The organism is Alteromonas sp. D210916BOD_24, assembly GCF_047159385.1.
GTDB lineage: Bacteria > Pseudomonadota > Gammaproteobacteria > Enterobacterales > Alteromonadaceae > Alteromonas.
Genome location: NZ_AP038333.1, coordinates 1,644,693 through 1,670,645 on the forward strand (window position 1 = coordinate 1,644,693; position 25,953 = coordinate 1,670,645).

22 protein-coding genes are annotated in these 25,953 nt (G+C 44.1%); 17 read left to right on the forward strand and 5 right to left on the reverse strand.

All coding sequences use genetic code 11. From position 1 onward, the window contains the following. Positions 1–174: 174 nt before the first annotated feature. From ACMCM8_RS07145 to ACMCM8_RS07170, 6 genes are all read left to right on the forward strand, one after another. Positions 175–2,736, forward strand: a complete 2,562-nt coding sequence (locus ACMCM8_RS07145; RefSeq protein ID WP_412726870.1) for a DNA internalization-related competence protein ComEC/Rec2 — start codon at positions 175–177, stop codon at positions 2,734–2,736. Between the two features lie 339 nt (positions 2,737–3,075). After that, on the forward strand, positions 3,076–4,824 hold the full coding sequence (gene msbA / locus ACMCM8_RS07150) for a lipid A export permease/ATP-binding protein MsbA (RefSeq protein ID WP_412726872.1): 1,749 nt from the start codon (positions 3,076–3,078) through the stop codon (positions 4,822–4,824). Then, the gene (gene lpxK / locus ACMCM8_RS07155; protein WP_412726874.1) at positions 4,821–5,864 is read left to right on the forward strand and encodes a tetraacyldisaccharide 4'-kinase; all 1,044 of its coding nucleotides are present in this window, start codon (positions 4,821–4,823) and stop codon (positions 5,862–5,864) included. Before msbA ends, lpxK begins: the two co-directional genes overlap by 4 nt. Further along, positions 5,854–6,048, forward strand: coding sequence for a Trm112 family protein (locus tag ACMCM8_RS07160; protein ID WP_412726876.1), 195 nt, complete (start codon positions 5,854–5,856; stop codon positions 6,046–6,048). The genes lpxK and ACMCM8_RS07160 overlap by 11 nt, the downstream gene beginning before the upstream one ends. Before the next feature lie 8 nt (positions 6,049–6,056). After that, positions 6,057–6,812, forward strand: coding sequence for a 3-deoxy-manno-octulosonate cytidylyltransferase (kdsB, locus tag ACMCM8_RS07165; RefSeq protein WP_412726878.1), 756 nt, complete (start codon positions 6,057–6,059; stop codon positions 6,810–6,812). Between the two features lie 57 nt (positions 6,813–6,869). Beyond that, on the forward strand, positions 6,870–7,529 hold the full coding sequence (locus tag ACMCM8_RS07170) for an SDR family oxidoreductase (protein ID WP_412726880.1): 660 nt from the start codon (positions 6,870–6,872) through the stop codon (positions 7,527–7,529). A 159-nt stretch (positions 7,530–7,688) separates the two neighbouring features. Here the strand turns inward: ACMCM8_RS07170 and rimO are convergent, their stop codons facing one another. Further along, a complete protein-coding gene (rimO, locus tag ACMCM8_RS07175; RefSeq protein ID WP_412726882.1) occupies positions 7,689–9,131 on the reverse strand; it encodes a 30S ribosomal protein S12 methylthiotransferase RimO in 1,443 nt (480 codons plus the stop codon). Between the two features lie 300 nt (positions 9,132–9,431). Between rimO and ACMCM8_RS07180 the strand changes: the two genes are divergently transcribed. Continuing rightward, positions 9,432–9,911, forward strand: a complete 480-nt coding sequence (locus ACMCM8_RS07180) for a DUF2919 family protein (RefSeq protein WP_412726884.1) — start codon at positions 9,432–9,434, stop codon at positions 9,909–9,911. 74 nt (positions 9,912–9,985) lie between these two features. On the opposite strand, the gene ACMCM8_RS07185 is transcribed toward ACMCM8_RS07180, so the two are convergent. Together ACMCM8_RS07185 and tcdA are read right to left on the reverse strand one after the other, a co-directional pair. Then, positions 9,986–10,402, reverse strand: a complete 417-nt coding sequence (locus tag ACMCM8_RS07185; protein ID WP_412726886.1) for a hypothetical protein — start codon at positions 10,400–10,402, stop codon at positions 9,986–9,988. A gap of 142 nt (positions 10,403–10,544) precedes the next feature. Then, positions 10,545–11,321, reverse strand: coding sequence for a tRNA cyclic N6-threonylcarbamoyladenosine(37) synthase TcdA (gene tcdA, locus ACMCM8_RS07190; protein WP_412726888.1), 777 nt, complete (start codon positions 11,319–11,321; stop codon positions 10,545–10,547). Positions 11,322–11,677: 356 nt separating this feature from the next. On the opposite strand from tcdA, the gene ACMCM8_RS07195 reads away from it, so the two are divergent. The 4 genes from ACMCM8_RS07195 (at position 11,678) to ACMCM8_RS07210 (ending at position 15,426) form a co-directional block, all read left to right on the forward strand. Beyond that, the gene (locus ACMCM8_RS07195) at positions 11,678–12,637 is read left to right on the forward strand and encodes a glutathione S-transferase family protein (protein WP_412726890.1); all 960 of its coding nucleotides are present in this window, start codon (positions 11,678–11,680) and stop codon (positions 12,635–12,637) included. Positions 12,638–12,657: 20 nt separating this feature from the next. Next, entirely contained in the window at positions 12,658–13,518 is an 861-nt protein-coding gene (locus ACMCM8_RS07200; RefSeq protein WP_412726892.1) for a pirin family protein, read from the forward strand. A 48-nt stretch (positions 13,519–13,566) separates the two neighbouring features. After that, positions 13,567–13,893 (forward strand): hypothetical protein, encoded by a 327-nt coding sequence (locus tag ACMCM8_RS07205; RefSeq protein ID WP_412726894.1) that lies wholly within the window; start codon positions 13,567–13,569, stop codon positions 13,891–13,893. A 72-nt stretch (positions 13,894–13,965) separates the two neighbouring features. Further along, on the forward strand, positions 13,966–15,426 hold the full coding sequence (locus tag ACMCM8_RS07210; protein ID WP_412726896.1) for a phosphomannomutase CpsG: 1,461 nt from the start codon (positions 13,966–13,968) through the stop codon (positions 15,424–15,426). 181 nt (positions 15,427–15,607) lie between these two features. Here the strand turns inward: ACMCM8_RS07210 and ACMCM8_RS07215 are convergent, their stop codons facing one another. Then, positions 15,608–16,030 carry a DUF3429 domain-containing protein gene (locus ACMCM8_RS07215; RefSeq protein ID WP_412726898.1) on the reverse strand — a complete coding sequence of 141 codons (423 nt, stop codon included), beginning with the start codon at positions 16,028–16,030 and terminating at the stop codon, positions 15,608–15,610. Positions 16,031–16,148: 118 nt separating this feature from the next. Further along, positions 16,149–17,426, reverse strand: coding sequence for a citrate synthase (locus tag ACMCM8_RS07220; RefSeq protein WP_412726900.1), 1,278 nt, complete (start codon positions 17,424–17,426; stop codon positions 16,149–16,151). A gap of 704 nt (positions 17,427–18,130) precedes the next feature. Between ACMCM8_RS07220 and sdhC the strand changes: the two genes are divergently transcribed. The 6 genes from sdhC to odhB all read left to right on the forward strand — a co-directional run bounded on the left by sdhC (position 18,131) and on the right by odhB (position 25,859). Further along, complete coding sequence (gene sdhC, locus ACMCM8_RS07225; protein WP_412726902.1) at positions 18,131–18,505, forward strand: succinate dehydrogenase, cytochrome b556 subunit; 375 nt, start codon at positions 18,131–18,133, stop codon at positions 18,503–18,505. Then, positions 18,499–18,846, forward strand: coding sequence for a succinate dehydrogenase, hydrophobic membrane anchor protein (gene sdhD / locus ACMCM8_RS07230; RefSeq protein WP_412726904.1), 348 nt, complete (start codon positions 18,499–18,501; stop codon positions 18,844–18,846). The genes sdhC and sdhD overlap by 7 nt, the downstream gene beginning before the upstream one ends. A gap of 1 nt (position 18,847) precedes the next feature. After that, on the forward strand, positions 18,848–20,620 hold the full coding sequence (gene sdhA, locus ACMCM8_RS07235; protein WP_412726906.1) for a succinate dehydrogenase flavoprotein subunit: 1,773 nt from the start codon (positions 18,848–18,850) through the stop codon (positions 20,618–20,620). Positions 20,621–20,634: 14 nt separating this feature from the next. Continuing rightward, the gene (locus ACMCM8_RS07240; protein ID WP_412726908.1) at positions 20,635–21,345 is read left to right on the forward strand and encodes a succinate dehydrogenase iron-sulfur subunit; all 711 of its coding nucleotides are present in this window, start codon (positions 20,635–20,637) and stop codon (positions 21,343–21,345) included. A 176-nt stretch (positions 21,346–21,521) separates the two neighbouring features. Next, on the forward strand, positions 21,522–24,341 hold the full coding sequence (gene sucA / locus ACMCM8_RS07245; RefSeq protein WP_412726910.1) for a 2-oxoglutarate dehydrogenase E1 component: 2,820 nt from the start codon (positions 21,522–21,524) through the stop codon (positions 24,339–24,341). 9 nt (positions 24,342–24,350) lie between these two features. Then, positions 24,351–25,859 carry a 2-oxoglutarate dehydrogenase complex dihydrolipoyllysine-residue succinyltransferase gene (gene odhB, locus ACMCM8_RS07250; protein ID WP_412726912.1) on the forward strand — a complete coding sequence of 503 codons (1,509 nt, stop codon included), beginning with the start codon at positions 24,351–24,353 and terminating at the stop codon, positions 25,857–25,859. Positions 25,860–25,953 lie beyond the last annotated feature (94 nt).

Below are 25,953 nucleotides of genomic sequence, written 5' to 3' on the forward strand. Positions count from 1 at the left end.
ACGCGTTTCCTTTCTCCATGTTCTCACTTGTTACGTGACAACCTGATGAATTGTATCACAATTTGGTTAAGTTGTTTTTGCGCTAGCGCAATAAGCGCCGTTTTATGGCCAACTTTACCCAGCCAATCAACGCTTGCAGTGTTGACAGCCGTAGCCATTAATCTATGCGTTATCATGGTCATTCAGTCAAGGCCGACGTACAAAAAAACAGCGACTGTGTATGCATGGTTAACTGCCGCGCTATGCGGTGCGATCACTGGCATAATCTGGCAGGCGAGTGTAGGGCATTTATACTATGCTTGGCAACTGCCACAGGGGAAAATTCAACAAGATGTCACAATAACTGGTCAGGTTGTACGCGGTGGCTGTATAAGCTTACGTGACGTAAAGAAGCTAAAAAGTGATAGTGACACGACACAGCAAAATAGCCCGTTACGTGTGCGTCATTACGTAGCTGTTGTGCAGACCCTAAATGGGCAGCCTATTGGTCGTCTGTTTAACAGCGATATGCGCTATATTCCCTTACATTGGCTAAGTCAATTTACCGTTAAACTGTCTCATAGAAAGGCCTATTACCCTGCGAACCCATTATCTGATTCATTTGCCAATGAAGCGCGCAACAATATCGTACGCCCATTATCACAAAATGATCAGCATCTAGCTTCATCACCTTTATCTGAACTGCGCATACCGTCACTGTCTTGCCTACACAACGGCGATTTCTTTGAAGCGGTAGTTAAGTTAAAGCCGGCCTATGGCGTTGCCAACCCGGTCGGCTTCAATCTTCAAAAATATCTGGTTAGCCGACACATTCACGCAACGGGTTATATAAAACAACTTCTTCAAGATAAAACGGTCCATCGTCACGGCATACGGGAAATACTGGGCGACAACTTAGCGTTACTTGAACTTGACAACGAAAGGTGGTGGTTTGCGCTACTGCTTGGTATACGACAACAGCTTACTAAAGATGATTGGTTATTGCTGCAAAGTTCCGGAACAGGCCATTTATTTAGTATTTCGGGTATGCACTTAGGCATTATTGCCGCAAGTGTGTTGTTGGTAACTATGGTAGGTATGGCTGGCATAACAGTGATAAAAGGCACAAAGCTGTTTGTGCAACCGGTTAACAAGTTGATTAGCCCCTGGCGGGCGTGGCGAGTGACAGGGTATCCTCTTGCCGTGAGGTTTTGCGCTTTGGCTATCGTTGTAGGATGTTGCTGGGTTTATATGGGGATAAGCGGGCATGCGCTCCCCGTTGTGCGGGCCTTTGTATTACTTGTTATTTCCTGCTTGCTCGCCTTGCTTCCTATTACAATGCGACCTCTGCATGTCGTACTATTTATGCTAAGTGCGTCCATTATGCTGTTTCCGCTAGGTGTACTTAGTGCCAGCTTTTATTTAAGCATAGGCGCGGTATTGGCAATTATATTTTATGTGGCAAGGTTTAGATTGCACCACAAGCCCTGGTATGTCGGTGCATTTCAACTGCAATGTTTACTCTGTATAACCCTGTTACCAATGACTGTGTTGTGGTTTGGCAATGGCAGCCTTATTTCATTGTTTGCCAATTTAATTGCTGTACCTGCCATTGTTTCACTACTGCCAGTGGCGCTATTGCTTTTACTTTTTCTGTCGCTGTTTCCCATTCATTCCCCCATATTTTCTATCGCGAAAGCGTTGTTTGACTATGTGGATATGGCTATGGGGTTATTAATCAGTGCACTTCAAAGCCTAGCAGCACTGCCTTTTTCATCATTTGCTATCCATTGGCAAGCACTCACAGTGTGTTGCGTAATAATCTTCTTGATTGTGTGTTTTTTACCACCCTGGCGTTATAAAAAAGTAGTCTTACTGGTACTTTTTGTGGGTGTAGCTACGGCCTTTATTCCAGTAAATAGTAATCAGTGGGCGTTACACGTTCTCGATGCAGGGCAAGCTAGTGCTATCACCATTACTAAAGGTCGGCGTGCTATTGTCATTGATTCTGGCGCGCAGTATATGGGGAATGCGACGACCGCCAATACTTATTTATTGCCCTTGTTGCGTAGCAAGCAGGTTAATGCAATTGACCATGTCATTCATACCCACTCAGACAATGATCACGCTGGCGGCTATCAGGTTATCGCCAACGCACCTGAGGCAAAAAACGCTACATTTTATTCTCCCACCAATGGATGCGAAAGGGGCACTACTGTGAACTGGCAAGGGCTTGAAATAGCCTTCCTTTGGCCGCTAACTGGAAATCAGATTGATTCCAATGCGACATCCTGTGTAGTAAGAGTGTCAGATGGACAGTACTCGGTACTTATACCTGGTGATATTGAACGCAAAACGGAATATGCACTGCTAACGGCACAGTTGCGGGACAATGTACAACCGGTTAAGTCAGATATACTCATTGCCCCACATCACGGCAGTAAGACATCATCAACGGGCGTATTTATTCAGTCAGTGTCGCCGTATGCTGTAATACATACCCAAGGTTTCGAAAATCGTTGGGCGTTTCCCGCAAAGCAGGTATTTAACAGGTATCAACATAGTAAGGTAAAACAGTTTCTCAGCAGTTATCATGGTTATGTATCGGTTAATTTTACTAACAACGGCATTTGCCCAGCATGGACGTTGGGTAAGGTAAAAGAACGCTGTGAGCGCAGTATGGCGATACATACACAGCGTCGAGATATTACCCGTCGCTGGTACTTACTCCCACGCATGCCCAGCCATTTGAATTGATGAAAGCCCGATCGTACAGAGCATTTTCAAAGCTATACCTAGGAACAGTAACGTTTATAGATTACATATAGAACGCAAGGTACGGGAAGTCGTGCTTGTCGAAAAGCCAATCACGTTGTGTGCTGTAGGAAGTCGTTTTATGTTTGACGGGACGGGGGAGAGTCTCGCGAAAAGTAGTCGTGGCCATAGATTAAGCAAATATAACGCTATATTAGTTAATTACGGCAATAAAGAGTACAATAACGAGAATGCGACGCGTCTCTTTCACGTCTGGTTTTAGATTGTGCACTAGGTGTTACATCGCCTGCAGCTCTACGATTAAATAGGTTTAAATTTTTCATGCAGCAAGCCGACAATTCGGATTTTCAAATTAAACGCTTTTTAACATATCTGAAAGCTTACAAAGTACCTTTCGTTTTCGCCATTATTGGAATGATTGGTTATTCCGCGGTGGACACATTTGTTTTTGCACAGTTACAGCCCATGATTGATGAGTCACTGGGTAAAAACGACCATGAATATCTGCGCATGGCAGCGTATGCCATTGTGCCGCTTTTTTTACTTCGTGGGCTCTTTAATTTCCTTGGTAGTTACACCCTAAGCTGGATTGGTGCGCAAGTTGTAATGCGTATGCGTCAACAATTGTTTGATAAATATATACATCTACCCGTTTCGTTTCATGACAATCAGGCGGTAGGCGGACTGATAAGTAAAGTAACTTACGACACAGAACAGGTGGCAAATGCATCAGGCAAGGCATTGCTGACGTTAGTACGAGAAGGCGCACTTGTGATTGGCCTACTGTGCGTTATGTTTTATTACTCCTGGCAACTGTCACTTATTTTCTTGCTTATCGGACCGTTGGTTGCGGTGATTGTGTCTTATGTCAGCAAGCGTTTTCGCGTGGTAAGTAGAAATATACAACATTCTATGGGAAATCTTACATCGTCAGTAGAGCAGGCGGTGAAGGGACATAAAGTGGTGATCATGTTTGGTGGCCAGCAAATTGAAAGGGATCGTTTTAACCATAAAAACAATCATAATCGCCAGCAAACCATGAAGATGTCTGTGGCACAGATTTTAAGTGTTTCAACCATTCAAGTGATTGCCTCTATTGCACTTGCGGTAGTGCTGTATATTGCCAGTACACCAGGCATGTTAGAAAAACTTACCGCGGGTGTGTTTATCAATGTGGTTTTTTGTATGGTGATGTTATTAAAACCGCTTAAGCAGCTCACTACGATCAACAACCAATTTCAAAAAGGTATGGCAGCCTGTACTAGTATTTTTGAAATTCTTGATGAGCAGGACGAAGAAGACAAGGGTACGCTTAAATTAGAAAGGGCACAGGGTGAAATTGAATTTGATAATGTGACTTTCTTTTATCCAGGTAAGCACACACCGGCATTGAGTCATGTGAGCTTCAAGGCTACACCGGGTCAATCTATCGCGTTGGTTGGGCGCTCTGGTAGTGGTAAATCGACAATTTCGTCTTTGCTGACACGGTTTTATTCGCCGCAGGAAGGTGAAATTCGATTGGATGGATCGCCGCTTAACAGTATTGATTTAAAGTCATTGCGTGCGCAATTCGCGGTGGTTTCGCAAAATGTCACATTATTCAATGACTCCATTGCCAATAATATTGCCTATGGTGCTAAGCAAAATGTATCACGCGCAGAAATAGAGAACGCAGCGAAAATGGCCCATGTCGAAGAGTTTCTGGCAAATCTGCCGCAGGGGCTAGACACGGTGATTGGCGAAAATGGCTTGATGCTATCCGGTGGTCAAAGGCAGCGCATTGCTATTGCGCGTGCCATCTTGGCACAAGCGCCTATCTTAATTTTAGACGAGGCCACCTCTGCACTAGATACCGAATCAGAGAAACTGATCCAGGATGCACTGGAAACGCTACAAAAGCGCTGCACCAGTATAGTGGTCGCACATAGGCTCTCAACCATTGAAAATGCTGATTGCATTATGGTTGTTGAGCAAGGGCAAATTATAGAGCAGGGCAAGCATCAAGAATTGTTAGCCAAAGGTGGTCACTACGCACAGCTTCATGCGCTTCAATTTGGCGAGGCTAAGTGAGTTTGCTGAACCTTAATCGCGCTCATGAACAATGGTATCGCGGTCATCTGGCGGTTTGGTTACTCGCGCCGCTGGCGTTGTTGTTTTACGTTATCTCTGCACTTAGGCGTTTGTGCTATAAAGTAGGGCTAAAAAAAGCCTACCAGGCAGACTTCCCCGTTATTGTGGTTGGCAATATTTCTGTAGGCGGCAACGGTAAGACTCCGGTGGTTTTAGCCCTTGCTGATTACTATGTAAAACGCGGGGTAAAAGTTGGCATTTTGAGTCGCGGTTATGGTGGCTCTTCTACACATTTTCCCCGTCGGGTATCAGCCAATGACAGTGCCAGTGAAGTTGGTGATGAGCCGCGACTGTTGGCTGCACGCAGCCAGAGTATCGTCGTGATAGATCCTATTCGTGCCCGGGGGGCGGCGTATTTAGTAGAACAGTGCAACTGTGAGCTGATCATCTGTGATGACGGATTACAGCACTATGCGCTTGTACGTGACGTTGAGTTAGTGGTGATGGACGATCGCAAGGTAGGTAGTGGTTTTCTCCTTCCGATGGGGCCCCTTCGCGAAGGCATGTGGCGAATGAATAATGTGGATGCCATCATTCACAATAGCAACAATATACCCACCTTCGAAAACCCCGTAGCGCCCCAATTTTTGATGACCCTAGTTCCTGATGAGTTTGTGAATGTCACCACAGGAGAAAAAGCATCCGTCGATGTAATACGAAATGTACCGTGTAGTGCAATTGCCGGAATTGGTGCTCCTCAGCGATTTTTTAACCAGTTAAAAGCAATGGGGATACCGTTGCAGTCACAACATCCACTTCCCGATCACCATGCATTGAGTGAAGGTGATATACCCAAGGGAAGAGTATTAATGACAGAAAAAGACGCGGTAAAAGCGGCGCCGCTTGCCCATAGCGACTGTTGGTATTTGCCTGTTACTGCAAAGATTTCTGATGACTTCTATAATTTAATCAACGCTAAACTCACTTCCATTGATTTGGCGCGATGTGAAACAAAAAGGAATAAACAACATGGCCTTTGACAAAAAATTACTCGATGTTTTAGCATGCCCTGTGTGTAAGGGAAAATTAGTATTAAATACGCAAAACACCCAATTGATTTGTCGTTTCGACAGATTAGCTTTCGATATCAAAGATGGCATTCCTGTGTTAATTGAAAGCAAAGCCACAACCTTATCGTTAGATGAAGTAGACGCTACACGGTAGGTGAAATTATGTCTTTTACTGTTGTAATACCCGCTCGTTTTGGCTCAAGCCGTTTTCCCGGTAAACCTTTGGCACTCATTAACGGTAAACCCATGATTCAACACGTTGTTGAACGGGCGAAAGAAGCCGGTGCTGAGAACATTATTGTTGCCACTGACGACAAACGGATTGAACAAGCAGTCGCGCCTTTTGCACATGTGTGTATGACATCGCCTCATCATCAATCTGGCACAGAGCGTATTGCTGAAGTTATTCAAATTGAGGGCATTGAAGGGAATACCATTGTGGTTAACGTGCAAGGGGATGAGCCATTTATTCCGGCAGAAAATATTAAACAGGTTGCCATGAACCTCGCGAACGCCACGCAGTGTCAAATGGCAACGCTTTCCACCGAAATCCACAATGCAGACGATGTATTCAACCCTAATGTTGTCAAAGTCTTAAGCAATAACCAAGGTGAATCCATTTATTTTTCCCGGTCACCAATTCCCTATGAACGAGACCGTATGATGGCAGACCCTACGTCTGCAGATGTCACTTTGTATCGCCGCCATATTGGTATTTATGCTTACCGTGCAGAATATGTAAAACAGTATGTTGAGTATCAACCCAGTCGTCTTGAACAAATTGAGTCGTTAGAACAATTAAGAGCGATTTGGTATGGCGACAAGATCCACTGTGACGTGGCCATTGCACCGCCACCAATAGGTATTGATACGCCTGAAGATCTAGAACGCTTGTTAGCAACTATAAACAATGCGTAATGCGTTTTTACCGCTTTAGATGGCATAAGCTTTACATTTCATAATTAGGGAGTAGTCATGAACGTAGTTATTACTGGTGGGAACCGCGGAATTGGGTTGGCACTGGCTAAACAATATCAAGCGCGTGGGGCAAATGTATACGCTACCTGTCGCAATAGCTGCGACGAACTGAATCGTGCAGGTGTAACTATCATTAACGGTGTTGATGTGTCGCAACCCGATACACTGGTTGAAAAGCTTGCACCCTTATTGGACATAAAGATTGATTTACTGATTAATAATGCCGGTGTGTTAGGCAGAGAAAGCATTGACGACTGGGATCCAAATACCATTGATTATCAGTTTCGCGTGAATGCCCTGGGGCCCTTATTGGTCACCCAAACACTTTTACCGAGTATGACTGCCAATAGTAAAATTGCGCTTATCACCAGCAGGATGGGATCTATGCAGGACAATGGCTCAGGAGGGTACTACGGTTACCGAATGTCCAAAGCTGCCCTTAACGCCGCTGGGGTGTCTATGGCAAACGACCTAAAACCTAAAGGTATTGCAGTTGGTTTATTTCACCCCGGTTTTGTACAAACCGAAATGGTAAACGGGGCAGGTGACATTGATGCCGACACCTGTGCACAAAGGTTGGTGGCACGCATTGATGAACTTAATATAGAGAACGCTGGGCGATTTATTCATTCCAACGGTGAAGTGTTACCCTGGTAAGCCGTTTTACTCACTTTCAGGGGCACATCAGCGCTTTTTACGCGATATGATGTGCCCAAAAGTGCTGTCGTTACGCCTTGCAATTATTGCCGCATTAAACGCTGGGTTTATGTGGCTACAGTCTCACTTGGCAGACAACACAAGCTGTCACGTATTTACTCACTCGCTTTCAGCGACTTCGTCTTGTTCTTCAGATAAAACCGCCCATACATCGTGTTCATTGGCATGAATGACTTCTGCCCATACACGATCACCAGGCTTAACATCGTAAACGCCATTTAAATGCACGACGCCATCAACTTCAGGCGCATCGGCGTAAGTACGTCCTACCGCGCCTTCTGCATCCACAGAATCAATAACCACCTGATATTCGTTACCAATACGAGCCTTTAAACGAGCAGCACTGATTTCGCCTTGTACTTCCATAAATCTGGCAAGACGCGCTTGTTTTACTGCTTCTGGTACGGGATCTGGTAGTTCGTTGGCTTTTGCACCTTCTACTGGTGAATAAGCGAATGCGCCAACGCGATCAAGTTGTGCCTCGCGAATAAAGTCGAGTAATTCTTCAAACTCTTCTTCAGTTTCGCCGGGAAAACCTACGATAAAGGTTGAGCGGATAACCAGAGAGGGGCATTGCTCACGCCATTTCTTTACTCTTTCCAAAACCCGGTCTGCACTTCCTGGGCGTTTCATCAACTTTAAAATACGCTTACTAGCGTGCTGAAACGGAATATCAAGATAAGGCAGGATCTTCCCTTCGTTCATTAACGAAATTAAATCATCTACATGCGGGTAGGGGTATACATAATGAAGCCGTACCCAAATGCCCATTTCGCCAAGCTTCTCACATAACTGTTGCATGTGGGCTTTCACTGGCATGCCATTCCAAAAGCCCGTACGGTGTTTGAGATCGACCCCGTAGGCACTGGTGTCTTGAGAAATGACTAAAAGTTCTTTTACGCCTGCGTCTTTTAAGCGCTTTGCTTCGTCTAAAATATTGCCTACCGGTCGGCTAACGAGATCCCCACGCATTGAAGGGATAATGCAAAACGTGCAACGATGGTTACAACCTTCTGATATTTTTAAGTAAGCGTAGTGACGGGGGGTAAGTTTAACACCGTGATCCGGGATTAAATCTTCAAACGGATTGTGCTGAGGTTTAGGTAAGTGTTCATGGACTTGCTCTACCACCGTTTCATAAGCGTGTGGCCCTGTTATAGCCAGTACATTCGGGTGAAGCTCGCGAATTTCGTCTTCTTTGACACCTAGACAGCCTGTGACAATAACTTTGCCATTTTCTTTTAACGCTTCGCCAATGGTATCAAGAGATTCTTCTACCGCCGCGTCAATAAAGCCACACGTGTTCACAATAACAAGATCTGCATCGTTGTATGTAGGAACAACGTCGTAACCTTCTGTGCGAAGTTGTGTGAGAATGCGCTCTGAATCCACCAGGTTTTTTGGGCAACCAAGGCTGACAAAACCAATTCTGCTGCCGCTGCTGGCATCAGAATTTTGATTTTCGCTTAACACTTTAACTGGCGTTTCCAGCGTGGTGGTTTTATTGGTTACTTTACTTGGATCAAAGGTTTCTACTGTCATCTAATAATTTACCCGGCAAATGACTGTGCTTAAAATGGCCGCGGATTATACAGTAAGTTGTGAAACAACGCAGTACTTTCGTATTTTTTAACTGAAATTTTCAGCATATTGTCATCGTTTACTTATGTTTTATAGAATATACAAGTAAAGTGGTGTTTGTCTTTTAGACTATAAGGTAGAAATACAGGCAGTAAGTAACCCCTTTAAAAAACACTGTGTACTGGGGTTTAAATTATTCCTCATAGCCCCACTATAACACTGTGAATTAACTGCCGGACGATACAAAGTCAATTTTTAATCATGTTAAAACTCCCTTTAAAATACTATGACGAGTCTGGTCGAATACTGCCACCTTCATGGCTCTATGTTGTGTTACTTTTGCTATGCCTTGACTGGCTAGCTTTTGTGTTTTCAGTTGCGTCGCGTTCACAAACACATGACTTGTTAATGTTCTTTTACCCTCAGAAAGAAAGTTTAGGGATGGGGCTTGCTGCCAGTCTGCCTGTGTTACTGTCATTGGCTTTACTCAGTCAAAGAGAGCGATTGTGGAAGCGTGATGTGATTAAGTGGCGGGCATTTATTGTGCCGTTAATTCAAATTGGGATCACGGCATTACTGGCGGTGCAATTGTTCTACGCAATGCATCACCACTGGGGGTTTGAGTATGTTACAGGTGTGAAAATAGTGGTTTATGCCATTGCACTTTATGTGGTTTCGAAAAGTAGGCATGTCAAATGGATGATTGAAGATTGGGCTAAGCCCAATCCTCAGATGAACTGATTCGACATTGTACGTTGTGTAAAACTGAAATAAGGGCAATGAATACAAAGTTGTATCTCAGTAATAAACAGGTACTAATGTTGGTTGGGCTTTAAGTTATTGAGTGCTATTTCATAATACGCGTTAACGCTTACTTTACTGTCGTTAACCATGCGCTCGAAACAAATACCTGCAAAGGCGTACGTGTTTTCACCGACTTGCAAAAAAACACTAGGTGCTTCGGGGTTTGTTTGATCGTATATCCATGAACCGCCCACCTGTGCCTTTAAGATTTCCCCAACATACGCACCATAAATATTACAGATGGTAAATACAGCTTCATCCTCGAGCGCTTTGTCATGATACCGTTCTACATATTCGAGTAATATTTTATCGACAAGCGCGACACTGGCCGGAGAGTGGTCGAGTGTGATGTCAAATTCAGATGATGCTGCAGATACTGCATCATTTGCGCACTCTGACATGAGTTTATTGATTTCCTCTGGTGACATACTTATCTCCTTTTCACCGTTACTGGGCGCTAGTGTATTGTTATTGTGTGATTTGTTCTAATTTTTTTGTTGTACACTGAAGTTATAAATAGAAGGGGACTTTTTAACAGCAACCCTCTGACTACACCTTATCGGCCAATGGCTATTTTTGTCCAGTCAATCTGTTAATAATACTGGCTGCGGCGAACATACCAAAAGTCGCCGTTACCGTTACAACAGCTCCAAAGCCACCTGCACAATCCAGTCGCGTGCCACCTTCCATTGCGGATTTGTTATAACAAACTGAGCCATCTGGCTGGGGATAACGCAATTGTTCTGTAGAATAAATACACTCTACGCCAAAACGACGCTTAGGGTTTTTAGTAAAGTGATAGTTTCTTCTAAGTTCACTGCGAAGTTTAGCGGCTAATGGATCTTGAATTGTTTTCGCTAAATCACCTTTAGTCACCTGAGTGGGATCAATTTGTCCACCTGCACCACCTACAGTGACGATAGGAATTTTGTTGCGTTTACAATGCGCTATCATTGCTGCCTTCGCTTTTATGCTGTCCGTTGCGTCAACAACAGCATTCAATTGCTTTGTTAGCAAGGTTGCGGTGTTTTCAGGGGTAACAAAGTCTTCTATACAGTTGACTTTACAAAGTGGATTTATAAGCGCAATTCGCTTGGCCATAGCATCGACTTTAGCAACGCCTATGGTGTCAGATAAGGCATGTATTTGACGGTTAGTGTTAGTGATACAAACGTCGTCTAAATCAATCAGTGTAAGTTGGCCTATGCCCGAGCGTGCCAATGCTTCTGCTGTCCAACTGCCGACACCGCCAATACCCACAACTGCCACGTGGCTATTTGCTAAGTTATTAGTTTGTTCAGCACCGTACAACCGCACGATACCACCAAAGCGGGGATCTTCAGACATTTTGCTTCACTTCTTTCGTTAAAACTGGACCACGAGTCAGGCAACTTGGGTGTATTCCATACCTGACTAAAAACACACCATGTACTTAAAAACTTACCAAAGAAGGCAACTCTTTTACTGTCTCTACACAGTTTGCTCTCATAATGGCGGCGAATGATCGCAAAATTACCGCGTTTTGCAAGTGCAACGCATCATCACTGTGAAAGGCAAGGCCAATGTCCGAGTTATGTACCCGTGAACATCTGTTTTTTAGAACAGTAAGTCCGAATTAATCCAACATACGTTCAAAGCCATGTGTGATGTAATAATTTGGACAAACGTAAACCTACTACAGTAAAAGGTGAGGAGACTTTGCGATGGGCCTACTGGTTGATGGAAAATGGCAAGACAAATGGTATGACACGAGTAAGAATAATGGCAAGTTTGAGCGCCAAGCGTCAAAGTTTAGGTCTACAGTATCTAACGACCCAGATGCAGAATTTTCACCCGAGTCGGGTCGCTACCACCTCTATGTATCCCTCGCATGTCCGTGGGCACACCGCACGCTTATTTTTAGAGAGCTGAAAGGGCTTAAAGAGCATATTGATGTGTCTGTTGTGCACCCAGAAATGCTATCAAATGGGTGGGAGTTTAAATCTTATCCTGGGTCTACAAGCGATAAACTCTACGGGTTTGACTTCGCCTATCAACTCTATACTAAGGCCAAATCTGATATCACTTCACGGGTCACTGTGCCTATATTATGGGACAAGCACACCTGTTCTATTGTCAATAATGAGTCTGCTGAACTGATTAGAATATTTAATCAGGGGTTTAACGCATTAACTGGAAATACGGAGGACTATTATCCAGCAGAACTACAAGATGAAATCGACGATGTTAATGATATGGTCTATCACAACATTAACAACGGTGTGTATAAAGCAGGGTTTGCCACTACCCAGAAAGCTTATGAAGAGGCCGTAACATCCTTGTTTAACGCGTTGGATGCACTTGAATTACGCCTTTCTAAACAGCGCTACCTTGTTGGTGATAAAATAACCGAAGCTGACTGGCGCTTGTTTACCACATTAGTGCGATTTGACGCTGTGTATCACGGACATTTTAAATGTAACATAAAGCAAATTGCTGACTACCCCAATCTTTTTGGCTATGTCAGAGAACTCTATCAAATACCCGGTATAGCCGACACGGTAAACTTCGATCATATCAAGCGACATTATTATTACAGTCACACTATGATTAATCCCACCCAAATCATCCCTGTGGGACCGCGTCAAGATTTGATGGCGCCACATGGTCGCCAATCACTTTAATGGGTATAAAGGACCTACAGATGACGCAACAATCTATTTATAAAACTATTCAAAAAACTATCAGCGGTATAGCGACGAGTGATGGCGCGGGTGTTTCGCTTACGCGGATTATCGGACAACCGGCATTGCCCAGACTTGATCCCTTTCTCATGTTGGATTTCTTTGGTTCTGATAACCCTGGTGAATATATCGAGGGTTTTCCACCACACCCACACAGGGGATTTCAGACCGTTACCTACATGTTGGCCGGACAAATGCGACACAAAGATTCTGTCGGAAACGAGGGGCTTATAAAATCCGGTGGGATCCAATGGATGAACGCGGGTAAGGGAATCATCCATGAAGAAATGCCCGAGCAGAAACACGGATTGTTGAAGGGATTCCAATTATGGGTAAATTTACCCGCTAAAGACAAACTTTCGAAGCCTAATTATCAGGATATTCCTCCTGAACAGGTGCCTGAGGTTAAAGTGGATGATGCTAAGATAAAGATTTTGGCAGGAAACATTGATGACGTTGAAGGTCCTGTAAAAACAACGGCCATTGCGCCCACCTTTTTGGACGTTTGTTTAGCAAAGGGAAATACAACAGTACCTTTAAAGGCGGGCGATACGTCTTTTATTTATGTTTACGAAGGTTCACTTGAGGTACAAGCTGGGCACCCATCGAGCGGACAGACACTTAACAGTGGACAGTTAGCTGTTTTATCGACCCAAGGTGAAAAGCTTTACGTCAGTTCAACAAAAGGCACAAAATTTATTCTGGTGTCAGGAAAACCGATAAATGAGCCTGTGGTTCAATATGGTCCTTTTGTAATGAATACCCAAAAGGAAATTGTTGATGCTTTCAACGATTATCAAAATGGGACGTTAACGGATTAGGCGTTGTGTTAATCTTAAGTTTATTTTCTTTCCAGTATGGCTTCGCCGATGAAATTCGAAACGGTTTCAAGCAGCTATGATTCGTCGCTCCTTGACTTTGAGCTTGCAAACAAAGCCTATTTTGAACAGTTTATTGCGCCTAGAAAACCCTCTTTCTATTCACAAGAGGGTATTAAAAGCCATATAGAAGAGAGCGAAAATTACCGTCGATTAGAGCAGGCAAAAAGCTACCTTCTCGTTCACACAAACAGGATAGTCGCAAGAGCTAATATTAAACACATTAAGGACGGGCTGGCCGAAATAGGGTATCGGGTCGCACAGCACTGTTTATCGGCTTTTTTTGCAGTAAACCCTGTTTGGGTTTCCCTTTGTTAGCTAAATTATTTACTCTAAAGCTCTTATATATTCGCCTTAAATAAAATTTAGACACAGGGAAACGTATACGCAATGGCAACACCAATAACGTGCTTTAAAGCTTATGACATTCGTGGTGAACTCAATACACAACTTGATGAGCGGGTTGCATACAGAATAGGGTTTGCTTTTGCTAAGGTTTTAAATGCCCAATCTGTGGTAGTAGGCAGCGATGTAAGGTTGACATCAACACCCTTAAAACTGGCTTTAAGCGCTGGACTCATCGACGCAGGAGCAAAAGTATTTGATTTGGGTATGACGGGTACCGAAGAGATTTACTTTGCCACCAAGCATCTTGGTGTAGACGGCGGCATAGAAGTGACTGCGAGCCACAATCCAATTAATTATAACGGAATGAAACTGGTAAAAGCAGGGTCAGTACCTATTAGTGGTGATACGGGCTTAAATGAGATAAAAGTAGAAGCAGAATCGTTAGACACAGATTATGTTGAAGCGCGTTTAGCGTATTACTCGGACAATCATGTTATTGATGAAGATGCTTTCGTTAGTGGCAAAGCCCACGTTGATGAAAAGGTTCTAGTGGGATCAGAAAGTTACGCGCAAGGTTCGTGCATGAAAGAGTACGTGACCCATATGCTTTCCTACGTAGATTTGGCGAACTTTACGCCGCTTAGAATTGTTGTCAACGCTGGCAATGGTGCTGCTGGACCTGCCTTAGACGCGATAGAAGAAGCAATGTTGTCTCGAGGCGTACCTGTTCAGTTCATCAAAGTCCATCATCAGGCTGATGGCACATTCCCCAATGGCATTCCCAATCCCCTGTTGCCAGAAAACCGCGCAGATACGGCTGATGCTGTGAAAGCGGCGGGTGCCGATTTCGGTATTGCGTGGGACGGAGATTTTGACCGTTGTTTTTTATTTGATGCAGACGGAAACTTTATAGAGGGGTACTACATTGTAGGCCTACTTGCTGAAGCATTTATCGAAAAAAATGCAGACAGTAAAATCATTTATGATCCGCGTATTTATTGGAATACTGAAGATATTATCACTCACGCAGGTGGAACGCCGATTAAATCTAAAACGGGGCATGCTTTTATAAAAGAACGCATGCGTAAGGAAGATGCCGTTTACGGTGGTGAGATGAGTGCACATCATTATTTCAGAGACTTCGCCTATTGTGACTCAGGCATGATCCCCTGGCTACTCATTGCTGAGTTAGTCTGTGTGAAAAAACAGACCCTGGCGAGTATGGTTAAAGCGCGTATTTCGGCGTTTCCTTCATCGGGGGAGATAAATAGCAAACTTAACGATGCAGATGCTGCTTTGGAACGAGTTACCAGTAAATATCAGCCTAAGGCGCGTGTTATCGATACTACTGACGGTCTTGGTCTGGAGTTCGACACCTGGCGCTTCAATTTGCGCAAATCGAATACTGAACCTGTCATCCGTTTAAATGTTGAGAGCAAAGGGGATATTGCGTTGATGGAACAAAAAACAGAAGAATTACTCGCACTTATTCGCGGCGAATAGTCGTCAGTTTTAACTGTTTACGCTGTAGCTTCAAAAAGAGCGATGATTCAAAACAGTATCATCGCTCTTTTTTATTTTATTAATAATTACAAAGAGATAGTGTTGTTATGCGTAACGTTTCTTTGATTTGTTCCGTGGTATTAGCGTTCTAGTTTGTCTGTTTAAAGCCAAAAAAAGTAACTTAGGCGAGTAAATAAATCATCCAGGCATGACATAGCACTACCACGCTGGTGAGCCCCATACGAAGGCTGATATAGCTGACAATCTGGGCTTTAGGTAGGCTAAGCGTGAACTTGTCATAGACCAGAACAGCCACATAGCTTAACGACAACACACCAAGTACTTTTAAGTCGTTAGCAAAGACTAAACACAACCAACCTATAATTGTCGGTAACATAGCGATAAACATTTGTTTGTCGTAACGTTGGTTGCTGATAGCATCCCACCAATGTATGCCACCAAAAAACGACAGTAACACCGCAGAGTACTGAACAAAATACGTTGCACTTTGAGTGAGAGAGAAAAAACCTAGCTGGTAAGCTAACGGCATGCAAACAAAAGGGAGTAGTCCTGCTATGCCTAAACTAACGACGGAATAGGGCATCACGGTTCCTTTTTTAGTTAATGATTAATTTTAGTCTACGACTAAGACAAAATTCTAAAACAAAAATAGCGCCTATTTGGCGCTATTTTTACTATTAAATAAAATACCGAATTCAGTATTATTTAATAGGCGTGTACTTACGCTGGCTGTGACCTGTGTAAAGCTGACGAGGACGACCAATTTTTTGTTTTGGATCGCTCATCATTTCATGCCAGTGTGAAATCCAACCTACTGTACGAGACAAGGCGAAGATACACGTGAACATATTGGTAGGAATACCAATTGCTTTAAGGACGATACCAGAGTAGAAGTCCACGTTCGGGAACAGTTTCTTCTCTGCAAAGTACGGGTCGCTTAATGCAATTTTCTCAAGTTCCATTGCAACTTCAAGTAATGGATCTTTTACGTTAAGTTCATTTAATACTTCGTGGCAGCTTTCACGCATTACTGTTGCGCGTGGGTCATGGTTTTTATAAACGCGGTGACCGAAGCCCATTAGACGGAACGGGTCGTTCTTATCTTTAGCACGTGCAATAAATTCAGGAATGCGATCTACTGTACCGATTTCTTCAAGCATGTTTAGGCACGCTTCGTTTGCACCACCATGAGCAGGACCCCATAGTGAAGCAACACCTGCAGAAATACACGCATACGGGTTTGCACCAGATGAACCAGCAAGACGAACGGTAGACGTTGACGCATTTTGCTCATGGTCAGCGTGTAGCGTAAATATACGATCCATTGCGCGCTCTACAGCTGGGCTGATTTGATATTCTTCTGCTGGTACAGAGAACATCATGTTCAGGAAGTTAGCTGCGTAGCTTAAATCGTTACGTGGATAAACGAATGGCTGACCTACGTTGTATTTGTAGCACATCGCTACAAGGGTAGGCATTTTCGCGATTAGGCGGTGCGCGCTGCGAATGCGCTGTTCTTCATTAGAAACGTCTAAATCGCTGTGATAGAACGAAGACATAGCACCAACGGTACCACACAGCATTGCCATTGGGTGGGCGTCGTTGCGGAAACCGTGGAAGAACATGTTAATTTGTTCATGTACCATGGTGTGACGAGTAATTGTCTCTTTAAATTCTTCGTACTGTGCTTTTGTTGGTGCATCACCGTGAAGCAACATGTGGCAAACTTCTAGGTAGTCTGCGTCACGCGCCAGTTCTTCAATAGGGAAACCGCGGTGTAATAACACACCTTGAGCGCCATCAATATAGGTAATTGAAGACTCGCAAGATCCTGTCGCCATAAAACCTGGGTCGTACGTGAAATAACCGTGTTGGCCTAACGTACGGACATCGATTACATCTTGTCCTTCGGTGCCAGACAAGATAGGAAGCTCGATTTCCTTACCGCCGGCTTTAAGAATGGCTTTCTGATCTGCCATAAAATGCTCTCCTCAGAATGGTTCTGTTTGCAGCGAAAACGGATGAAAATATCCGCTTCGTTGGGAAAAGTGGGCGTATTTGTACTTTATTATGCACCAACAAGTCAATTTAATTGCATATATGCACAATAAATATTCCGAATTGCTTAAAAAAATAATTAGCAATCAGATAACGATTTTTTAACTCGCTGGAAATTCACTTTGCCCGATACGGTGCAATTATCAATGGCTTTTCATCAAAGGTAAACCACCGATCGAGAAATATATTATAAGGTTAGTCTAAAAACTAACCTTTATGTGTTGAATATATACCCAGCCAGATTAAAAGTCGTTAATTTCCATGTAATTTGAATAGTTATTCTAATACGCTACTGCTAAGCTTTAGCTATACTAATCGTACATCTATAAACCCACGATGCTTTATTTTGATCTGTTTTTATTCAAAATTAATAGTGCGAATGTACGAATAGCGACTAAAGTCTCACTACGTCACAAAAAATTGTAATTATATACTACGCTGGATATACTCGGCGGTGCTTTGGAAACAGGATATTTATTCTGTTAAAAGCATTTAAGAATAATTCACAAATTGTTAACAACTCAGCGGATGAGGCGATTAACAGGTTAAAAAACGAATTAACTTACTCAGGACATAATAAAGGTAAGAAATTCACTATCCACCACGGATTAAACAGGCATACATTGTGAAAAAGCAAAGACCAGTAAATTTAGAACTCAATACTATTAAATTTCCGCCTTCTGCTATTTCGTCAATTCTCCATCGTGTTACCGGTGTTGCAATGTTCTTCGCGCTTCTTTTCGTTATTTGGGCATGGGCAGTATCTGTGCATTCGCCTGAAGGTTTCGCGAACGTTCAAGCAATTATGGACGGTTTCCTTGGAAAATTTGTCGCAATTGGCACAGCCTCTGCGCTGTTGTACCACCTACTTGGCGGCCTAAGACATGTTGTAATGGATTTAGGTCACTGGGAAGAATTAGAGTCAGGTAACACGAGTGCGAAAGCAATTATCGCGCTGTGGATTGTACTGACCGTAGTATTGGGAGTTGCACTATGGTGATCAACCAAGCAAGCATAAAGCGCGACGGCGTACAAGATTTTGTGTCGCTACGCGCAACAGCAGCAATTATTGCCGCGTACTCGGTTTTCATGGCGTGGTTTTTTATTACCACCGATAACCTTACCTTCATTGAATGGAGAGGTTTATTCTCTGGCTTAGCCATGAAAGTTTTCACTTTGGCGACATTGATAGCAGTGATGATACATGTTCGCATTGGCCTTTGGCAGGTTCTAACTGATTACGTTAAAGCGCCAGGCGTGCGAGCAGGATTACAATTTATTCTAAATATCATCGCGTTTGGCTACGTTGCTGTCGGCCTATTTGTATTGTGGGGAGTGTAAGATGAGTTTACCCGTTCACGAGTTTGATGCAGTAGTAATTGGTGCAGGTGGTGCAGGTATGCGCGCCGCACTACAGATATCACAATCTGGTAAATCATGTGCACTGTTGTCAAAAGTATTTCCAACCCGTTCTCACACTGTATCTGCACAGGGTGGTATTACCGTAGCACTTGGTAATTCTCACGAAGATAACTGGGAATGGCATATGTATGACACCGTTAAAGGTTCTGATTACATCGGTGACCAAGATGCGATTGAATACATGTGTAAGACAGGCCCAGAAGCAATTATCGAGATGGAAAACATGGGTTTGCCATTCTCGCGCTTTGAAAACGGTAAAATATATCAGCGTCCATTCGGTGGTCAGTCTAAAAACTTCGGTGGCGAGCAGGGCGCTCGTACAGCAGCGGCGGCTGACCGTACGGGTCACGCGCTTCTTCACCTTCTTTACCAGCAAAACGTAAAGAACAAGACAAAAGTTTTCTCTGAATGGTATGCGCTAGATCTAGTTAAAAACCAAGACGGAGACGTGGTAGGTTGTACAGCAATCGATATTGAGACGGGTGAAGTTGTTTACTTTAAGTCTCGTGCAGTTGTACTAGCCACAGGTGGTGCAGGTCGTATTTACGCCTCTACTACTAACGCGCACATCAACACGGGTGACGGCGTAGGTATGGCGCTTCGCGCAGGTGTTGCGGTTCAAGATATGGAAATGTGGCAGTTCCACCCGACGGGTATTGCTGGCGCAGGAACCTTGGTAACCGAAGGCTGTCGTGGTGAAGGTGGTTATCTTCTCAATAAAGACGGCGAGCGTTTCATGGAACGTTATGCACCTAACGCGAAAGACTTAGCAGGTCGTGACGTGGTTGCGCGTTCAATGATGACTGAAATTCGCGAAGGCCGTGGTTGTGAAGGCCCTTGGGGTACACACATTAAACTTAAGCTAGACCACTTAGGTAAAGAAGTGCTTGAGTCACGTCTACCCGGTATCCTTGAATTATCTCGTACCTTTGCCCACGTTGATCCAGTTAAAGAGCCTATTCCAGTAATCCCAACGTGTCACTACATGATGGGTGGTATTCCAACTAACGTTGACGGTCAATGTTTGACAGTAGATGAGAACGGCAACGACAAAGTCGTTAACGGTCTATTTGCTTGTGGTGAGATTGCATGTGTATCTGTACACGGCGCAAACCGCCTTGGCGGTAACTCATTGCTTGACCTTGTTGTATTTGGCCGTGCGACTGGTCTACACCTGGGTAAAACACTTTCTGAAATGGCGCCTACACGCGATGCATCTAGCACTGATATTGATGCGGCTATGGCACGTTTCAACCGCTGGGAAAACTCAGAAAAAGGCAAGGGCGAAGACCCAGTTCAAATCAAGAAAGATTTGCAAAAATGTATGCAGCTTAACTTCTCTGTGTTCCGTGAAGGGGAAGCAATGGCTGAAGGCCTTAAAGAGCTTAAAGAGATCCGTGAGCGTCTTAAGCATGCACGCCTTGACGACAAGAGTGCAGACTTTAATACGCAACGCATTGAGTGTCTTGAGCTTGATAACCTTATGGAAACCGCGTACAGCACTGCAGTAGCAGCGAACTTCAGAACGGAAAGCCGTGGTGCACACAGCCGCTTCGACTTCCCGGATCGCGACGATGACAACTGGCTATGTCACAGTATTTATCGTCCTGAGACTGAAACTATGCTTAAACGTGATGTAAATATGGCGCCTAAGCTAAGGGAAGCATTCCCTCCTAAAGTGCGTTCATATTAATAGAGGCAACTATCATGCAATTAACTTTTTCGATTTATCGCTACAACCCTGAGGTAGACGCTAAACCTCGCATGCAAAACTACAAGCTTGAAGTAGAGGAAGGTCAGGACATGATGGTGCTGGATGCACTACTTGCACTTAAAGAGCAAGACCCTACGCTTTCTTTTAGACGTTCTTGTCGTGAAGGTGTATGTGGTTCTGACGGTGTCAATATGAACGGTAAGAATGGTTTGGCGTGTATCACACCATTGTCGGCATTAGGTAAAGGTAAGATTATTATCCGCCCATTGCCAGGCTTGCCAGTTATTCGTGACCTTGTCGTGGATATGACCCAGTTCTATACACAATACGAGAAGATTAAGCCGTTCTTAATCAATGACAGCAGTCAACCACCAGCCCGTGAGCATCTTCAGTCACCTGAAGAGCGTGCAAAGCTTGATGGTCTTTACGAATGTATTTTGTGTGCATGTTGTTCAACGTCATGCCCATCGTTCTGGTGGAACCCAGACAAGTTCATTGGTCCAGCGGGATTACTCCACGCTTATCGATTCCTTATCGATAGCCGTGATACTGCAACTGAAGAGCGTTTGAACGACCTCGATGATGCATTTAGCGTATTCCGCTGCCATGGTATTATGAACTGTGTAAGTGTATGTCCTAAGGGCTTAAATCCTACTAAAGCAATCGGTCAAATCAAGTCGATGCTTTTACAACGGGCTGTTTAGTACTATAGTCTGATAACTTACTGTAGTTATAGATGTGATACTCTAAATAGCCATCCCAATAGGATGGCTATTTTTTTATATATTCTCTGTTATAACACTTGGTTATGCTGAGAATAACCTTATAATACTATTTTGATTGTTAACTAGATTTTATAAAACGTAGCAAGGCAAATTAAATGCAAGAAAGCGTGATGAAAGCGTGGTGGGAATCCTCGCACATGGCAGGTGCCAACGCTGCCTATGTTGAAGAGTTGTATGAAACTTATTTAGACGACCCGCAAAGCGTCTCTGAAAATTGGCGACAAATCTTCGATAACCTCCCCAAAGTCGATGGCGTAGAGTTAGAAACCAATCATACAGCAATTAAAAATCAATTTAGGCAACTTGCTGCGTTAGGGCCTACAGCCCGCATGTCTAGCCCGTCTGTACCTTCTGCGAACGTATCAGACGACAGGCAAGTTAAAGTCCTTCAGCTAATCAATGCTTATCGCTTCCGCGGTCATCAAAATGCAAACCTAGACCCACTTGGCTTGTGGAAACAAGAGCGTGTTCGTGATATCGAACTGTCTCACCACAGCCTTTCTGAGCAAGACTTTGACTCAGTGTTTAATGTGGGCTCTTATGCTATTGGCAAAGATTCAATGTCACTAGGTGAATTGTATAAATCACTCAATAGAACGTATTGTGGTTCTATTGGTGCTGAATATATGCATATCACCGACACTGACCAAAAGCGTTGGTTACAACAAAAAATTGAATCAGTTCAGGCTAAGCCTGAAATCTCACGAGATGAGAAACTAAGTATACTCAAAGGCTTAACTGCTGCTGATGGCATGGAAAAATACTTGGGTTCAAAATTCACGGGTGCTAAGCGCTTCTCACTAGAAGGTGGTGATGCGCTTATTCCTATGCTAAAAGGCCTTATCACTAATGCGGGTGCTGCGGGCACCAAAGAAGTGGTTATCGGCATGGCGCACCGTGGTCGTTTGAATGTACTGGTTAACGTACTGGGTAAAAACCCATCAGTACTGTTTGATGAATTCTCGGGTAAACACGATGACTCGCTAGGCGCGGGTGACGTAAAATACCATGCGGGCTTCTCTTCTGATTTTGCGACGCCAGGTGGCAATGTTCACTTAGCGTTGGCGTTTAACCCGTCTCACCTCGAAATTGTAAACCCGGTAGTAATGGGGTCGGTACGTGCGCGTCTTGCACGTCGCAACAACGATACTAATACTGTATTGCCTATTACTATTCACGGTGACTCGGCAATTGCAGGTCAGGGTGTAGTACAAGAAACGTTTAACATGTCACAAACACGCGGTTTTGCCGTGGGTGGTACGGTTCGTATCGTGGTTAACAACCAAGTTGGCTTCACGACATCAAAAACCGAAGATACACGTTCTACACAGTATTGTACTGACATCGCGAAGATGGTTCAGGCGCCAATATTCCACGTGAATTCCGACGATCCAGAAGCGGTTGCGTTTGTGACGCAATTAGCGCTTGAGTACCGCAATAAATTTAAGCGAGACGTGGTCATTGACCTGGTTTGTTATCGTCGCCATGGTCACAATGAAGCTGATGAGCCGAATGCGACTCAGCCGCTTATGTACCAAAAGATCAAAAAGCATCCAGTACCCCGTGTAATTTACGCAGATCAACTTATTGCTGAAGGTGTGATTGAACAGCGTGACGCCGACAGATTTGTTGAAGAATATCGTGCGGCACTTGATCACGGTGCGTGCGTGGTACAAGAATGGCGCCCTATGACCGAGCACAGTGTTGATTGGGCCCCGTATCTAGGTCATGACTGGGATACGCCATATGATGGTTCGGTAAGTGTTGAAAAGCTGAAAGAGTTGGGTGAGTCAATTACGACGGTTCCTGATTCTCACAAGCTACAGTCACGTGTTAACAAGCTTTACCAAGACAGAAAAGCGATGGTAGCGGGTGATAAACTGCTTGATTGGGGTATGGCTGAAAACTTAGCTTATGCCACTTTAGTTGATGCAGGTGAAGATATTCGAATTACTGGTCAGGATTCAGGTCGTGGTACCTTCTTCCATCGCCACGCGGTACTGCATAACCAGAAAGATGCATCGACTTATATGCCTTTACAGCATATTCGCGACGGACAGGGTGAAATTGAAATATATGACTCTGTGCTATCAGAAGAAGCGGTAATGGCCTTTGAATACGGTTATGCAACTGCAGAACCGACGTGCCTTACTATTTGGGAAGCGCAGTTCGGTGACTTTGCCAACGGTGCACAGGTAGTATTTGACCAATTCTTAAGTTCTGGTGAAGCGAAGTGGGGCCGTCTGTGCGGTCTAACGGTATTACTTCCGCATGGTTATGAAGGTCAGGGGCCAGAGCACAGTTCTGCGCGTCTAGAGCGTTTCTTGCAGATGTGTGCTGATCACAACTGGCAAGTATGTGTTCCTTCTACACCTGCGCAAGTATACAACATGCTTCGTCGCCAAGTGGTTCGGCCTATGCGTAAACCACTGATAGTGATGTCACCTAAGTCATTATTACGTCATCCTTTAGCGGTATCTTCGTTAGAAGAACTTGCAGAAGGCAAATTCCACAATGTTATCGGTGAGATTGACGATCTCGATCCGAAAAAAGTGAAGCGCGTAGTGATGTGTTCGGGCAAGGTGTACTATGATTTACTAGATCAACGCCGTAAAAATGAGCAAACAGACGTCGCAATCATCCGTTTAGAGCAACTTTATCCATTCCCACAAGAAGAATGCGCTAAAGTTGTGGCACAATACAGCCACGTTAAAGATTGGGTTTGGTGCCAAGAAGAGCCGCAAAACCAAGGCGCTTGGTATTGTAGCCAACACCATTTCTGGCAAGCAATTCCAGATGGTGCAAAATTAACATATGCAGGACGTGATGCATCCTCGTCACCTGCAGTAGGTTATGTTTCCGTTCACAACCAGCAACAGAAAGCGCTGGTTGAAGACGCACTCACAATTAAATAAGGAACAGTAATGACAATTGAGATAAAAGTTCCGGTTCTACCTGAGTCAGTTGCCGATGCCACCATTGCAACCTGGCACGTCAAGGCCGGTGATGCAGTTAAACGCGACCAGAACCTGGTTGATATTGAAACTGATAAAGTGGTTTTAGAAGTTGTGGCGCCAGCGGACGGTACAATTGGTGAGATCTTAAATGAAGAGGGTGCAACGGTATTAGGTGAGCAAGTTATTGCTAAGTTAGAAGAAGGTAGTGCAGCAGCTGCACCATCAAAATCTAACGATAGCAAGAAAGCTGACTCAAAAGAAAAATCAGCACCTGCTGCGTCAGGTAAAACGTCTGATGTAAAAGTACCAGTATTACCTGAATCAGTTGCTGACGCGACAATTGCCACTTGGCATGTAGCGGTTGGTGAAGCAGTATCGCGCGATCAGAACTTGGTTGACATTGAAACTGATAAAGTGGTTTTAGAAGTCGTTGCCCCAGCTGACGGCTCACTATCAGAAATTATTGCAGAAGAAGGCGCAACGGTTACTGCTGAAGAAGTTATTGCTAAGTTCGTTGAAGGTGCTGCAAGTGGTGCAACAGCGCCAGCTGCCGCTTCAGAAGCAGACGACAGCGATGATAGCAGTGATGCGCTAAGCCCATCAGTTCGTCGTTTATTAGCTGAAAAGGGTGTTGACGCTGCTAAAGTAAAAGGCACGGGTAAAAACGGCCGTATTACTAAAGAAGATGTTGAAAAGTATCTGAAAGGCGGCGACAGCTCAGCGAAAGCGGCACCTGCTGCGTCTGACGCAGTATCAGCTGACCTTCCAACTGGCAACCGTACAGAAAAGCGTGTACCAATGACACGTCTTCGTAAGACGATTGCAAACCGTCTTCTTGAGGCGAAAAACTCTACTGCTATGTTGACTACGTTTAACGAAGTGAACATGAAGCCTATTATGGACCTTCGCAAGCAGTATCAGGAAAGCTTTGAAAAACGTCACGGTATTCGCCTGGGCTTTATGTCTTTCTACGTGAAAGCCGTAACTGAAGCGCTTAAGCGTTTCCCTGAAGTGAATGCGTCAATAGACGGTGACGATATTGTTTATCACAACTATTTCGATATCTCTATTGCTGTATCTACACCTCGTGGACTAGTTACACCGGTACTTAAAGATACCGATACACTAGGCATGGCAGGTGTTGAGAAAGGAATTAAGGAACTTGCACTTAAAGGTCGTGACGGTAAATTGTCAATGGCTGACCTACAAGGTGGTAATTTTACCATTACCAACGGTGGTGTGTTTGGTTCACTAATGTCTACACCAATCATTAACCCGCCGCAAAGCGCAATCTTGGGTATGCATAAAATCCAAGACCGCCCAATGGCTGTTAATGGCAAAGTAGAAATTCTACCAATGATGTACCTAGCGCTTTCTTATGACCACCGTATTATCGATGGTAAAGAATCGGTAGGTTTCTTGGTAACCGTTAAAGAGATGCTAGAAGATCCAACGCGTTTACTATTAGACGTATAAGACTTTCGTCTCACGGAATTGTGGTTAGGTGCTTAGCCTGTGTATGCTTGCTTTGCGCCTAACGCAACGCTGATATTTGCCCTATAATATCAGT